The 14,365-nt window shown below is 60.3% G+C and carries 14 protein-coding genes; 6 read left to right on the top strand and 8 right to left on the bottom strand.

Annotated elements, in window-relative coordinates; genetic code table 11:
• Nucleotides 1–41: 41 nt before the first annotated feature.
• A complete protein-coding gene (locus ACVVH8_RS28315) occupies nucleotides 42–1,436 on the bottom strand; it encodes an FAD-binding oxidoreductase (RefSeq protein ID WP_475227492.1) in 1,395 nt (464 codons plus the stop codon).
• Nucleotides 1,437–1,642: 206 nt separating this feature from the next.
• Here ACVVH8_RS28315 and serA point away from each other — a divergent pair, with 206 nt between their 5' ends.
• The gene (gene serA / locus ACVVH8_RS28320; RefSeq protein WP_025112046.1) at nucleotides 1,643–2,872 is read left to right on the top strand and encodes a phosphoglycerate dehydrogenase; all 1,230 of its coding nucleotides are present in this window, start codon (nucleotides 1,643–1,645) and stop codon (nucleotides 2,870–2,872) included.
• Nucleotides 2,873–2,934: 62 nt separating this feature from the next.
• On the opposite strand, the gene ACVVH8_RS28325 is transcribed toward serA, so the two are convergent.
• Complete coding sequence (locus ACVVH8_RS28325; protein WP_103304365.1) at nucleotides 2,935–3,360, bottom strand: DUF4399 domain-containing protein; 426 nt, start codon at nucleotides 3,358–3,360, stop codon at nucleotides 2,935–2,937.
• Nucleotides 3,361–3,494: 134 nt separating this feature from the next.
• Here ACVVH8_RS28325 and ACVVH8_RS28330 point away from each other — a divergent pair, with 134 nt between their 5' ends.
• Nucleotides 3,495–4,079, top strand: coding sequence for a transporter substrate-binding domain-containing protein (locus ACVVH8_RS28330; protein ID WP_475227495.1), 585 nt, complete (start codon nucleotides 3,495–3,497; stop codon nucleotides 4,077–4,079).
• Between the two features lie 119 nt (nucleotides 4,080–4,198).
• Here the strand turns inward: ACVVH8_RS28330 and ACVVH8_RS28335 are convergent, their stop codons facing one another.
• Complete coding sequence (locus ACVVH8_RS28335) at nucleotides 4,199–4,684, bottom strand: 2-thiouracil desulfurase family protein (protein WP_213026884.1); 486 nt, start codon at nucleotides 4,682–4,684, stop codon at nucleotides 4,199–4,201.
• Nucleotides 4,685–4,686: 2 nt separating this feature from the next.
• Nucleotides 4,687–5,319, bottom strand: a complete 633-nt coding sequence (locus ACVVH8_RS28340) for a 2OG-Fe(II) oxygenase (protein ID WP_213026885.1) — start codon at nucleotides 5,317–5,319, stop codon at nucleotides 4,687–4,689.
• A 108-nt stretch (nucleotides 5,320–5,427) separates the two neighbouring features.
• Here ACVVH8_RS28340 and ACVVH8_RS28345 point away from each other — a divergent pair, with 108 nt between their 5' ends.
• A complete protein-coding gene (locus ACVVH8_RS28345) occupies nucleotides 5,428–6,180 on the top strand; it encodes a DUF2059 domain-containing protein (RefSeq protein WP_475227499.1) in 753 nt (250 codons plus the stop codon).
• Between the two features lie 129 nt (nucleotides 6,181–6,309).
• On the opposite strand, the gene bipL is transcribed toward ACVVH8_RS28345, so the two are convergent.
• On the bottom strand, nucleotides 6,310–7,257 hold the full coding sequence (bipL, locus tag ACVVH8_RS28350; protein WP_475227502.1) for a phospholipase BipL: 948 nt from the start codon (nucleotides 7,255–7,257) through the stop codon (nucleotides 6,310–6,312).
• Between the two features lie 98 nt (nucleotides 7,258–7,355).
• Between bipL and ACVVH8_RS28355 the strand changes: the two genes are divergently transcribed.
• Nucleotides 7,356–7,934: a DUF6436 domain-containing protein gene (locus tag ACVVH8_RS28355; protein WP_475227506.1), complete on the top strand. Its 579-nt coding sequence runs from the start codon at nucleotides 7,356–7,358 to the stop codon at nucleotides 7,932–7,934.
• 102 nt (nucleotides 7,935–8,036) lie between these two features.
• A complete protein-coding gene (locus ACVVH8_RS28360; RefSeq protein ID WP_475227510.1) occupies nucleotides 8,037–10,448 on the top strand; it encodes a penicillin acylase family protein in 2,412 nt (803 codons plus the stop codon).
• Nucleotides 10,449–10,587: 139 nt separating this feature from the next.
• Here ACVVH8_RS28360 and ACVVH8_RS28365 read toward each other — a convergent pair whose 3' ends face one another.
• Nucleotides 10,588–11,553, bottom strand: a complete 966-nt coding sequence (locus ACVVH8_RS28365) for a GlxA family transcriptional regulator (RefSeq protein ID WP_475227513.1) — start codon at nucleotides 11,551–11,553, stop codon at nucleotides 10,588–10,590.
• 195 nt (nucleotides 11,554–11,748) lie between these two features.
• On the opposite strand from ACVVH8_RS28365, the gene ACVVH8_RS28370 reads away from it, so the two are divergent.
• The gene (locus tag ACVVH8_RS28370; protein WP_315445093.1) at nucleotides 11,749–12,390 is read left to right on the top strand and encodes an HD domain-containing protein; all 642 of its coding nucleotides are present in this window, start codon (nucleotides 11,749–11,751) and stop codon (nucleotides 12,388–12,390) included.
• Nucleotides 12,391–12,576: 186 nt separating this feature from the next.
• Here ACVVH8_RS28370 and ACVVH8_RS28375 read toward each other — a convergent pair whose 3' ends face one another.
• Both ACVVH8_RS28375 and ACVVH8_RS28380 read right to left on the bottom strand, forming a co-directional pair.
• Nucleotides 12,577–13,467, bottom strand: a complete 891-nt coding sequence (locus ACVVH8_RS28375) for an ABC transporter permease subunit (RefSeq protein ID WP_103307430.1) — start codon at nucleotides 13,465–13,467, stop codon at nucleotides 12,577–12,579.
• Entirely contained in the window at nucleotides 13,464–14,345 is an 882-nt protein-coding gene (locus tag ACVVH8_RS28380; RefSeq protein WP_249412168.1) for an ABC transporter permease subunit, read from the bottom strand. The genes ACVVH8_RS28375 and ACVVH8_RS28380 overlap by 4 nt, the downstream gene beginning before the upstream one ends.
• Nucleotides 14,346–14,365 lie beyond the last annotated feature (20 nt).

Raw genomic sequence — 14,365 nt, forward strand, 5'->3', positions numbered from 1 at the left:
TTACCGACTCCTGCCTTCATTGATTCATCAAGAATTACAGATCAAACCGCGAAGATCTTGCCCGGGTTCATGATGCCGTTCGGGTCGAACACCGCTTTCACCGCTTTCATGTACTCGATTTCGACCGGGGAACGGCTGTAGGTCAAGTAATCGCGCTTGGTCATGCCCACGCCGTGCTCGGCAGAGATCGAGCCGTTGTACTTCTCGACGGTTTCGAACACCCACTTGTTGACGGTGGCGCACTTGGCGAAGAACTCGTCCTTGGTCAGGTTTTCCGGCTTGAGGATGTTCAGGTGCAGGTTGCCGTCGCCGATGTGGCCGAACCAGACAATTTCGAAATCCGGGTAGTGTTCGCCGACGATTGCGTCGATTTCCTGCAAGAACGCCGGCACTTTCGAAACGGTGACCGAGATGTCGTTCTTGTACGGCGTCCAGTGCGAGATGGTCTCGGAGATGTACTCGCGCAGCTTCCACAGGTTCTGCAACTGGGTTTCGCTCTGGCTCATCACCCCGTCCAGCACCCAGCCCTGCTCGACACAGTGTTCGAAGGTTTCCAGTGCGCTGTTGGCTACTTCTTCGGTGGTCGCTTCAAATTCCAGCAAGGCATAGAACGGGCAGTCGGTTTCGAACGGCGCCGGCACATCGCCGCGCCCCATGACCTTGGCCAGGGCTTTGTCGGAGAAGAATTCGAACGCGGTCAGGTCGAGCTTGCCCTGGAAGGCGTGCAGCACCGGCATGATCGAGTCGAAATCGGCAGTGCCAAGGACCATCGCGGTGAGGTTTTTCGGCGCACGATCCAGACGCATGGTCGCTTCGACGACGAAACCGAGGGTGCCTTCAGCGCCGATGAACAGTTGCCGCAGGTCATAACCGGTGGCGTTCTTGATCAGGTCTTTGTTCAGCTCCAGCACATCGCCCTTGCCGGTGACGACTTTCATCCCGGCCACCCAGTTGCGGGTCATACCGTAGCGAATCACCTTGATTCCGCCGGCATTGGTGCCGATGTTGCCGCCAATCTGGCTGGAACCTGCAGAAGCAAAGTCGACCGGATAATACAGGCCTTTTTCTTCGGCGACGTTCTGCAAATGCTCGGTGACCACACCCGGCTGACACACGGCGGTGCGGTCTGTGAGGTTCACGTCGAGAATCTGGTTCATGTAGTCGAACGAGACCACCACTTCACCATTCGCGGCCACCGCAGCAGCGGAAAGCCCGGTGCGCCCACCCGATGGCACCAGCGCGACCTTGTGCGTGTTGGCCCAACGGACAACGGCCTGCACCTGCTCGATGGTCTTGGGGAACACGATGGCGCTTGGGGCCGGGGCGAAATGCTTGGTCCAATCCTTGCCGTACGCGTTCAGGGAGTCGGCGTCGGTCAGGACCTTGCCAGGCTCGACCAGGGTCTTCAGTTCATCAATCAGGGCAGGATTGGTCATCGACAGAACTCTCGAACAATTCATGGTCATCCTGAGAACGCTTCACGTCGCAGGAATGAGTGTTTAGCGGGGCGGCTATGCTAGCATACCGACCCCGCAGGACAGTGCCCAAGGCCAGATCTGCGGTAACGGCTTTCCTGCCGTTTGGGTCAGCTCCAGGCTGCTCCCCTCCCTGCCATTTTTCTCCGGGATACAGGTTTACGCAGATGAGCAAGACTTCTCTCGATAAGAGCAAGATCAAGTTCCTTCTTCTCGAAGGCGTCCACCAATCGGCTGTCGACGTCCTCAAGGCGGCGGGCTACACCAGCATCGAATACCTGACAGGTTCCTTGCCGGAAGCCCAGCTCAAGGAAAAGATCGCTGACGCTCACTTCATCGGCATTCGTTCTCGCACCCAACTGACCGAAGAAATCTTCGATCACGCGAAGAAGCTGGTGGCAGTCGGCTGTTTCTGCATCGGCACCAACCAGGTTGACCTGAGTGCTGCCCGCGAGCGCGGTATCGCCGTGTTCAACGCGCCGTACTCCAACACTCGCTCCGTTGCCGAGCTGGTGTTGGCCGAAGCGATCCTGCTGCTGCGCGGCATCCCTGAGAAAAACGCTTCCTGCCACCGTGGTGGCTGGATCAAATCCGCAGCCAACTCCTTCGAGATCCGTGGCAAGAAGCTGGGCATCGTCGGCTACGGCTCGATCGGTACGCAGCTGTCGGTACTGGCGGAAGGCCTGGGGATGCAGGTGTTCTTCTACGACACCGTGACCAAGCTGCCGCTGGGCAACGCCACGCAGGTCGGCAACCTGCACGAGCTGCTGGGCATGTCCGACATCGTCACCCTGCACGTTCCGGAAACCGCAGCGACCCAGTGGATGATCGGCGAGAAGGAAATCCGCGCCATCAAGAAGGGCGGCATCCTGATCAACGCGGCGCGCGGCACCGTGGTCGAGCTGGACGCCCTGGCGGACGCAATCAAGGACAAGCACCTGATCGGCGCGGCCATCGACGTATTCCCGGTGGAGCCACGCTCCAACGACGAAGAGTTCGAAAGCCCGCTGCGTGGCCTCGACAACGTGATCCTGACCCCGCACATCGGTGGCTCGACCGCCGAAGCGCAAGCCAACATCGGTCTGGAAGTGGCAGAGAAGCTGGTCAAGTACAGCGACAACGGTACTTCCGTTTCGTCGGTCAACTTCCCGGAAGTAGCCCTGCCGGCTCACCCTGGCAAGCACCGCCTGCTGCACATCCACGAGAACATTCCGGGTGTGATGAGCGAGATCAACAAGGTCTTCGCCGAAAACGGCATCAACATCTCCGGTCAGTTCCTGCAGACCAACGAGAAAGTCGGTTACGTGGTGATCGACGTCGACGCCGAGTACTCGGAGCTGGCGCAAGAGAAGCTGCAACACGTCAACGGTACTATCCGTAGCCGCGTGCTGTTCTGATCGAACGCTGAGCGACAAAAAAAGGGAGCCTTCGGGCTCCCTTTTTCATGCCTGTGGAAAAGTTACTCCACGTTGACGGTGATCTTCTTCGAGACGATCGGTGGATCGAACGGCATATGGCCGCTGTCGCCCAACTCCAGTTGCAGAGTGTGTTTGCCCGGGGCCAATTTGACGTCGGCCTGGGTCTGGGCCTTGCCAAAGTGCATGTGGTTGGCATCGTTGGGAATCGGCGCACCGGCTGCCGGCAGCTTGTCGACGTCGATCAGCAAATGGTGGTGACCGGAGTTTTTGGTGACATCGCCAGCGGGTGCGAGGGAGACGTCCTTGACGCCGAACTTGACGGTAAAGGTTTGCGAAACAGTCGCCCCGTCCTCGGGAGAAACGATGAACACTTCAGCACCCTTTGGAGCCGGAGTCGCCGCACTGGCCAGCACCGAAACACCCATCAGCACACCGGCCATCGCCGCACGTGACATAAAGCTTTTCATTTTCTTCTCCAGTTTTTCCGTAAAATCCGCACGGTCATGACAACTTCATGACCATTCGTTGTCGAAGGCACTCGACAACCATAGCAAAGCGCGCCAGAAACACAGGCCGCGATAATGATTTCAAAGGAGTGACCATGCGTTTTCTGCCTGGCCTGATCTGCCTGCTACCCCTTTTGAGCCCATTGGCTCACGCCGAACTGATTGATGACGTCAACGACCGTGGCGAGTTGCGCATCGCCATTGAGGCTAATACACCGCCCTTCAATTTCAAGGATGGCGACACACTCACGGGGTTCGAGGTCGAGCTGGGGCAACTGCTGGCCAACGAGCTGGATGTACGCGCCGACTTCATCGTCACCGACGAAGGCGATCTGCTCCAGGGCGTTGAAAGCGGCAAGTACGACGTCGCGCTCAACCACATAGCACTGACACCTGAACTCAAGGATCGTTTCGACTTCAGCGAGCCATACGGCAAGGTTGAATCGCAGTTGCTGGCGAAAAACGATGAGCAACCACGGCCGATGGTGCTGGTGCAGGCGTTGACGGAAGAGAAGCCAAAAGCGACGGCACCGGTGGAATTGGCGATTCCGTTTCAGAAGGGCAATCCGGCGTTTCAGGCCAGCCTTGCGAGCGCGATGCAGCGGATCAAAGCGGATGGGCGCCTGGCGGCGCTGACCGAGAAGTGGTTCAAAGCGCAGACCACTGAAAACCTGAAGTGAACAAAAAAACCTGTGGGAGCTGGCTTGCCAGCGATAGCGGTGGGTCAGTCAGCAATGATGGTGGCTGACCCAATGCCATCGCTGGCAAGCCAGCTCCCACAGTGTTTTGTGGTGAATGGCTAGTCGAGTTTTGTCAGGGCTGTTGCAGCCTGCGGCAGTTCAAGTTCGCTGAAAACCTGCACGCCATGGCGTTTGAGCAGCGCAGCAGTCACGCCTTCACCGCTGACTTTCACTCCACTGAACGTGCCGTCATACGTCAGCAGATTGCCGCACGACGGGCTATTGGCCTTGAGCACCGCCACCCGAATACCGTGCTTGCGCACCAACTCTAGTGCCTGCCGCGCACCATCAAGAAACTGCGCACTGACATCCTCGCCCTCGGTAGTGATCACCGAAGCAACGCCATCGAGCACTTCACTACCCTGCCCGCCCGGAATCTCTGCCGCTGCTCGGGGTGTCGGCAAACCGCCCGCCACTTCCGGACACAACGGCACCACACGCCCTTCGGCTATCCACTGTTCGAGCAAATCAAACGGCCCGCTGGCCCCGCCGTCGTAGCGCACGCGGTGGCCCAACAGGCAGCGGCTGACCAGAATCTTCTGCATGATCAGAACGGCTCGTTGCCACGGCGGCGGAACCAACCGGTCAGCGACAAGCGCTCGCGATTCGCCGGCAGCACTTCATGCGGTACTTCGCCGGAGAGAAACACCACCAGACAACCGCCGGTTGGCTGCACATCGTGCACGCGGTCGCCGTGCAGATACATGCGCAACTGGCCACCATCCTCCGGCAGCCAGGCATCATTGAGGTAGACCACCACCGAAACCATGCGCTTGTCATCATCGCGAAAACGGTCGACATGCCTGCGATAAAACGCACCCGGCGGGTACAGGGCGAAATGGCATTCAAAGTCTTCAAGACCGAGGAACAAGCCCCGGTTGAGTGCCTCGCGCAGACTGTCCATCAGGTTCAGATATCGGTCGCTGGCCTCGGCCTGCCCCGGGTCGATCCATTGGATATGGTCGCCGCGAATACCCTCGCGAATCTCTGAAAACGGCCCACGGCCAACAGCCGCCGGCGCCAGTTCACCCTCGGCCTCACGTTTGCGGCACTCGGCCGCCAGCTCGCGGGTCAAACCCGCGGGCAGGAAAATGTTCTGCTGCGACCAGCCGTGTTCGGCCAGGTCGTCGACGATACGTAACAGCAGCGGGTGTTCAGAGGATATTTGCATGGCGCGCATAGTATGTCGGCGGCAAGAAATCCGACAGAGCCACGCGGCGGCTGGATACGAATTCTCGACAAGTACCGGCACCGCACGGAGAATAGTCCGCTGCTGACAGGAGTCCCTATGCGCCGTTTGCTTTTTTCACTGTTGATGTTCTGTGCTTTGCCCGCCTGGGCGGACGGCCACGATCAGTTGTACAAGGTCGCCGGCTGGCCAGATCAACGTGCGCATTTCAATGACGCCCTGAGTGCCGCGCAGCAGCGCTATCAAAACAGCCTGCCGCCCGCCGTGTTTCAAGCGCTGGTGAACAACAGCAATCAGCGTTTTGCGCCACAGGCCATGGACCAGCGCGCCGAAGCTCAATTGCGGCAGAAGCTCGCCGATCCGAAACCGGCGCTGTCTTTCTTTCAATCGCCGTTGGGCAAGAAAATCGTTGCCGCTGAATTACTGGCGACCCGCCGCGATCAGCTGGCAAAAAATGCCAAGGGCCTGCCGAAGATGCCGGCCAGCGACAGCCGCCTGCTGATCATCGGCCACCTCGCCCAGGCGCTGCCTGCCCGCGAGGCTGGCGCCGAAGTCAGTCTGGCGATTGCCGGCGTGGCCGCGGACAGTTTGAGTTCGATGATCCCGGGACTGCTCGGCGGCGGTCAGGCGCAGGGCATGTTGAATGGGCAACGTCAGCGCTTGATGGAGCAGATTGGCGCGGACATGAACAACACGCTGCTCTATGTATATCGCGACCTGTCGGATGAAGAGCTGGAAGAGTTCGCGACGTTTGCCGAATCGACCGAGGGCAAGGCTTATTACCAGGCGGCGCTGGCGGCGATTCGGGCGGGGTTGGCGGTGGGACAGAATACGTCGAACCTTAGCCAGTGATCTCTATCGCCTGACAGGCCGTCATCGCTGGCAAGCCAGCTCCCACAGGGTCCTTGGCGCTCACACATTCTGAACTCACGGAAGATCCTTGTGGGAGCTGGCTTGCCAGCGATGAGGCCAGTGAATCCTCTAGAGATTCCTGCCCCTGATCCGCTTGCTCAGAAACTCGAAATACTCCTCGCGCATCTCCACCGTCTCATTGGCCAGATGATGCCGCGCCTCGGGCAGCAGCAAGATCTGCGGCCGATCAAACTTCCACTTCAACACCTGCAAATTGTGCTGCCAGTCGACCGTCATGTCCGCCTGCCCCTGAATGATCAGCGGCCGCCGCGGACTTTTTTTCGCGTATTCCACCCGGTTGATCCAGCGCGACAAGGCTCCGACCCATGCCGTCGGCAAACGCTTGGGCTGCAACGGATCGGCGAGCAGAAACGGCAGGAAATCCGGATCGTTGGAGTTCTCGCTGAAACGTCGGGCGATGCCCCGCACAAACGGCCGCAGCAAGTAATAACTCAGCTGCGACCAGCCCCACGCCCGCGGCCGCACCAGCGGCGACAGCAAGATCAACTGTCCCTGCGCCGGACTGTTCTCGCCATGATTGAGCACATGATCGACCACGATCGCGCCGCCGGTACTTTGCCCGCACAGGTGCCAGGGTTGCGGCAGGGCAATCGAATTGGCTTCGACGAATAAGGCTTGCAGCGCGTCCTGATATTCAGAGAAGTCGCGGATGCTCGCCCGCGGCCCGCTCGACAGACCGTGCCCCGGCAAGTCGCAGGCGATCACGGCAAAATCCTGATCCAGCGCCCACTCGATCACATGCCGATAGAGCCCGGTGTGATCGTAGAAACCGTGGAGTAAAAACAGCGTGCCCTTGACCTTCTCCGGCCACCAGCAATGGCTGACCAGTTCGTAACCGTCCACGGCAAACCGCCCCATGCCGCGCCAGACATCACGCTCGGGAAAGTCGGTCTGGTAGAACCGTTGATACGCTTTCGACTCCTCGGACAACGCCTGCCACTCGGCCAGAGGCTTGAGGCTGGCGCGGATTTGATCGGGGTCGAAAGTGGCAGGCATGAGGCAATTCCAGAACGGTAAACAGACTTTATCGGCCTGCGATATTCATCTGTTGAGTCAGGCATGGCAAGCTAGCCGGCCTTCGAGGATCGAAAACCATGCGTTCGCCCTACCGCACCGCACTGTTTGCCAGCCTGCTCACGCTTGTGTGTGCAGGCGTGCTGTGGGCCGCGTATGACTGGTTTCAGGGGCGCTACCTGCGGGCGTTCAGCGAACACACCGCGGTTTTTTCCGGCGATCCTTTGCGTCTTCCCGATAACCTCGCCGGCCCCGGCAATATCCGTCTCGTCCACTTCTGGGACCCGGCCTGCCCGTGCAACGTCGGCAATCAACAGCACCTGACCGAAATGGTCGAGCACTTCAGCGGCAAAGGCGTGGAGTTTTTTGCCGTGCAGAGAGCCGGCAGCCACGGCCAGTTGCCCGCCACGCTGAGCAGCCTGAAAACCATCACAGTGTTGCCCGGCTCCGAGCAGATTCCCGCCAGCCCGGCCGTGGCGATCTGGGATCGCAGCGGCAAACTGGCGTACTTCGGTCCCTACAGCGAAGGCCTCACCTGCAATTCCAGTAACAGTTTTATCGAACCGATCCTCAATGCGCTGACGGATGATCGCCCGGTGAATGCCACACACACCCTGGCGGTCGGCTGCTATTGCCCGTGGCCGGTGGAGGCGCAGTAAGGCATTCCGGACTTTTCAAGGACAGCGATGCACGGCACAGAAGGTCTGTGCTAATTGTTTGCAGCCCGACGGGCGGCAATCCCGCATGCACAAGGAGTCACCATGAAGCGCGTGTTCACCGTTCTTGCCTTGCTCATCGTTGTCCTGCTCGCCGGCGCCGGCTGGTATGTCTACAGCAAGCAGCCATCCCGCCAGGGCCAGGTTGAACTGCGCAACCTGCAGGGTTCGGTGACCGTACGCTATGACGAGCGCGGCGTGCCTCACATCCGTGCTGAGAACGAAACCGACCTGTACCGCGCCCTCGGCTATGTGCATGCCCAGGACCGGCTGTTCCAGATGGAAGCGATGCGCCGCCTCGCCCGTGGCGAACTGGCCGAAGTGCTCGGGCCAAAACTGCTCGACACCGACAAACTGTTCCGCAGCCTGCGCATCCGTGAACGGGCGGCCAGTTACGTCGCCAGTCTCGATAAGCAGTCGCCGGCGTGGAAGGGCCTGCAAGCCTATCTGGATGGCATCAACCAATATCAGGACACCCACGCGGCGCCTATCGAGTTCGACGTGCTGGGCATCCCCAAGCGGCCGTTCACGGCTGAAGACAGCATCAGTGTCGCCGGTTACATGGCCTACAGCTTTGCCGCGGCGTTTCGCACCGAGCCTTTGCTGACTTACGTACGCGATCAACTGGGCGCCGACTACCTCAACGTCTTTGATCTCGACTGGCAGCCCAAAGGCGTGCTGGCGAAGAGTCGCGCCAACCCGACTCCGGCGCTTGCCGCCGGCGACTGGAAAGACCTCAACGCCCTCGCCCGCCTCAGCGAACAGGTACTGATCGACAACGGTCTGCCGCAGTTTGAAGGCAGCAATGCCTGGGTCATCGCGGGCAGTCGCAGCCAGAGCGGCAAACCGCTGCTGGCCGGCGATCCGCACATTCGTTTCTCGGTGCCGTCGGTGTGGTACGAGGCGCAATTGTCGGCGCCGGGTTTCGAACTCTATGGCCATCATCAGGCGCTAGTGCCGTTCGCGTTTTTGGGGCACAACCTCGATTTCGGCTGGAGCCTGACCATGTTCCAGAACGACGATCTGGACCTGATCGCCGAGAAGGTCAATCCGGATAATCCGAATCAGGTCTGGTATCGCGGCCAGTGGACCGACATGGTCGTCACCGAGCAGCAGATCAATGTGAAGGGCCAGACGCCAGTGACCATCACCCTGCGTCAGTCGCCGCACGGCCCGATCGTCAACGATGCGCTGGGTACGGCCGCCGGCAAGACGCCGATTGCGATGTGGTGGGCATTCCTCGAAACACCGAACCCGATTCTCGAAGGTTTCTACCAGCTCAACCGTGCCGACACGCTGGCCAAGGCCCGCGCTGCTGCGGCCAAGGTGCAGGCGCCGGGGCTGAATCTGGTTTACGCCAACGCCAAGGGTGATATCGGCTGGTGGGCCTCGGCGTTGCTGCCAAAACGCCCGGTCGGGGTGAAGCCGGGTTTCATTCTCGACGGCAGCAGCAATCAGGCCGACAAGGACGGTTACTACCCGTTCAGCGCCAACCCGCAGGAAGAGAACCCGGCGCGCGGTTACATCGTCTCGGCCAACTTCCAGCCGGTTTCGCCGACCGGCATGGAGATTCCCGGTTACTACAACCTTGCCGATCGCGGGCAACAGCTCAATCGCCAGCTCAGCGACAAGAACGTGAAGTGGACCAACGAAGCCAATCAGAAATTGCAATTGGGCACGGCGACCGGTTATGGCCCGCGTTTGCTCTCACCGTTGCTGCCGGTGTTGCGTGAGGTGGTCAGCGACCCGGCGCAGTTGAAACTGGTCGAGCAACTGGCGCAATGGCCAGGCGACTACCCGCTGGATTCGGTCAGTGCGACGGTGTTCAACCAGTTCCTCTACGACCTCGCCGATGCGGCGATGCGCGATGAGTTGGGCAATGACTTTTTCGACACGCTGTTGTCGACACGGGTGATCGATTCGGCACTGCCACGGCTGGCGGCGAACGCCGATTCACCGTGGTGGGACAACCGCGCCACCCCAGCCAAAGAGACCCGCGCCGATGTCGTGCGCACAGCGTGGCAGGCGAGCATCAAGCATCTGAAACTGACCCTTGGCGACGATGTTGCCGGATGGCAATGGGGCGCGGCGCACACACTGACTCACGGGCATCCGCTGGGGCAGCAGAAGCCGCTGGACCGGATTTTCAACGTCGGGCCGTTCGCGGCACCGGGCAGTCATGAAGTGCCGAACAACCTTTCGGCGAAGATCGGCCCGGCGCCATGGCCGGTGACTTACGGGCCTTCGACGCGGCGTCTGGTGGACTTCGCCGACCCGGCGCACAGCTTGACGATCAATCCGGTCGGACAGAGTGGTGTGCCGTTCGACAGTCACTATGACGATCAGGCTGAGGCGTATGTTGACGGGATGTATGTGCAGGCGCATTTCAGCGAGGAAGAGGTGACGGCGAACACGCGCAGCACGTTGAAGCTGTTGCCGGCGCGGGCTGCGCAATAGAGTTGTATTGACTGGACTGGCCTCATCGCTGGCAAGCCAGCTCCCACAGAGTTTCGTGTCGTTCACAAATCATGAGAACACCAGAGAACCTGTGGGAGCTGGCTTGCCAGCGATGGGCCCTCAAGAACACCAAAGGCCTTCAAAGCATCACCGCAAAATTCAGCCGAAACTGCTGCGGCGTCACGCCCAACCTGCGATTGAACACACTGCGCATATGTTGCGCATCGCGAAACCCGCACTGATACGCCACAGTCTTCAACGGCGCCGTGGTGCTTTCCAGCAACACCCGCGCCGCGTCCACTCGCGCCCGCTCGACGAACTCTGCCGGCGTGACCTTGGCTTCACGGGCAAACACCCGGGAGAAATTGCGCGCACTCATGTTCGCCGCATTGGCCAGATCGGCGATGGTCAGATCCCCAGTGAGATTGGCCAGCACATACAACTGCACCATCGCCACCGCCGAGGTCGACTCTGCGTGCGGCGTCAGGAACGGACTGAACTGCGACTGCCCGCCGGAACGCTGGGTGAACACCACCAGCCGCTTGGCCACGCTCAATGCCACTTCGGCGCCGTGATCACGGGCCAGCAGGTACAGCGACAGATCAATCCCCGCCGTCACCCCGGCCGAGGTGTAGAGCGCACCATCCTCGACGTACAAGCGATCGGCTTCGACCTGCGTGGACGGGCACAACTGTGCCAAGGCCTCGGCATCGTTCCAATGCGTGGTGACCGTGCGCCCCTCAAGCAGCCCCGCGCGCGCCAGCATGAAGGCGCCGTTGCAGATCGAGCCGAAACGCTGCGCCCGGGCGCAAGCCTCGCGCAGCCAGGTGTCGAAGGACTTGCCGAAATCGATGAAGGGCAACTGCGGCCCACCGGCGACCAGCAACAGGTCAAAGGCGTCCGCCACTTCGCCGAAATGACGATGGGCGTTCAGCACCAGGCCGTTGGAGCAGGCCATCGATCCGTGTTCGACACCGATCACCTCCAGCCGGTAGTGATCCTCGGGCGCGAGAAAACGATTGGCCTCGGCGAACACATCCATGGGCCCGGTGACGTCCAGTGATTGCACGCCGGGGAATACCACGATGGCGACGGTTTTGGTCATCTCTCTCGCAAACTCCTCTGAACCTGTGGCGAGGGGATTTATCCCCTCACCACAATGCTCTCCTATCGGTCAGTTGGCATGATTTGCAGGTCGATTGGCAAGGATCGCAGCCATGCGTCGATTGTCCGCTTTCAGCCTCGGGAACAGACTTTCTCCATCAGCGCCGACCCGGCGTTTTCGACGAGGAAACCTCCCATGACCACCACCATCGCCGGCATCAAGATCCCCGACAGCGCCCTCGCCCGCGCTACCACCGAATACATCCGCGACATCGAATCCGACCTGCTCTATCACCACTCGCGCCGGGTGTTTCTGTTCGGGGCGTTGAGCGGCGAACGTCAGCAACTGGCCTACGACCCGGAGCTGCTGTACGTCGGCGCGATGTTCCATGACCTCGGTCTGGTCGAAGGTCATCGCAGTGACGACGAGCGTTTCGAAGTCGACGGTGCCAACGCTGCAGCGGCATTCCTGAAACCGTATGGCTTGAGCGATGACGACATCGAACAGGTCTGGTTGTCGATTGCCCTGCACACCACGCCGGGCGTACCGAAGCATCTGCGCCCGACCGTGGCGCTGGTGACCGCCGGTGTCGAGATGGACGTGCTGGGCATGGATTACGCCGCGTTCAGCAACGTGCAGCGCGAAGCGGTGGTGCATGCGCATCCACGCGGGGAAGGTTTCAAGGAGTGCATCATCTGCGCATTTGCCGATGGCTTGCGCCATCGTCCGCAGACCACATTCGGCAATGTGAAGACCGATGTGCTGGTGGATCAGGAGCCGGGGTTCAAACCGATGAACTTTGTCGAGGTGATCCGCAAATCCCCTTGGACAGCCTGAATCCAACTGTGGAATGGGACCTGTGGCGAGGGGATTTATCCCCGATGGGGTGCGAAGCACCCCCTCTCTTGATCCAAAAAGCAGGGGGCTGCTGCGCAGTCCATCGGGGATAAATCCCCTCACCACAGAAACCCATTCCAGCATTGGATTCGGGTTGGCCTCGAGACTGAGACCAACCCAACTGGCTTACGCCGCTTCCGGCGCCGGTGCGCGACGCACGTCCGGTTGCTTCCACGAATCGGCAGCGCTTTCTTCGATGGCTTGCTGGATAGCTTTCTTGCGTGCTTCTTCAGCGCGGCGGCTGAAGAACCAGACCATGAAGGTCACAATCGACACCGCCAGCAGAATCAGGCTCGCCACCGCGTTGATCTCAGGCTTCACGCCCAGACGCACCGCCGAGAACACTTCCATCGGCAGGGTCGTCGACCCCGGGCCGGAGACAAAGCTCGCCAGTACCAGGTCATCCAGCGACAGCGCGAACGACATCATGCCGCCCGCCGCCAGCGACGGCGCGATCATCGGGATGGTGATCAGGAAGAACACCTTCCACGGCCGCGCCCCCAGATCCATCGCCGCTTCTTCGATCGACAGGTCCAGCTCACGCAGACGCGCCGACACCACCACCGCCACGTACGCCGCACAGAACGTCGTGTGGGCGATCCAGATGGTGACAATGCCACGCTCCTGCGGCCAGCCGATCATCTGCGCCATGGCCACGAACAGCAGCAACAGCGACAGACCGGTGATCACTTCCGGCATTACCAATGGCGCCGTCACCAGACCGCCGAACAGCGTGCGGCCCTTGAAGTGGGTGATACGCGTCAGCACGAACGCCGCCAGGGTACCCAGCGCCACCGCAGCGACGGCGGTGTAGCAGGCGATTTCCAGCGAGCGCACCACCGAGCCCATCAGTTGGGTGTTGTCGAGCAGGCCGACGTACCACTTGATCGACCAGCCGCCCCACACCGTCACCAGTTTCGAGGCGTTGAACGAGTAGATCACCAGGATCAGCATCGGCAGATAAATAAACAACAAACCCAGGACCAGCATCAGGCTGGAGAAACGGATGCGCTTCATTCTTTACCCTCCATTTCCTTGGCCTGACTGCGGTTGAACAGGATGATCGGCACAATCAGGATCGCCAGCATCACCACCGCCAGCGCGGACGCCACCGGCCAGTCTCGGTTGTTGAAGAACTCTTGCCAGAGCACTTTACCGATCATCAGGGTTTCCGGACCGCCGAGCAGTTCCGGGATCACGAACTCGCCCACCACCGGAATGAACACCAGCATGCAGCCGGCAATGATCCCGTTCTTGGACAGCGGAATAGTGATTTTCCAGAAGCTGTTGAAGGTGCTCGAACCGAGGTCCGACGCCGCTTCCAGCAGACTGTTGTCGTGCTTCACCAGGTTGGCGTAGAGCGGCAGGATCATGAACGGCAGGTACGAATAGACAACACCGATGTACACCGCGAGGTTGGTGTTGAGGATCTGCAGCGGCTCGTCGATGAAACCCATGCTCATCAGAAAACCGTTGAGCAGACCGTTGTTGCTGAGGATGCCCATCCACGCATACACGCGGATCAGGATCGCGGTCCAGGTCGGCATCATGATCAGCAGCACCAGCACCGTCTGCAGCTCTTTACGGGCACTGGCGATGGCATAGGCCATCGGGTAGCCGATCAGCAGACACAGCACGGTGCTGATCAGCGCCATCTTCAGCGAGCCGAGGTAGGCGGCGATGTACAACTCGTCGTCGCCGAGCATTGCGTAGTTGCCGAGGTTCAGCAGCAGTTGCAGTTTCTGCTCGGCGAACGTGTAGATCTCGGTGTACGGCGGGATGGCCACGTCGGCTTCAGCGAAGCTGATCTTCAGAACGATGAAGAACGGCAGCATGAAGAACAGGAACAGCCAGATGAAGGGAACCCCGATGACCAGTTGGCGGCCATTGGGAATTATTCGGTTGAGCCGTCGTT

The sequence above is a fragment of the Pseudomonas trutticola BRTCR10 genome (assembly GCF_056155105.1).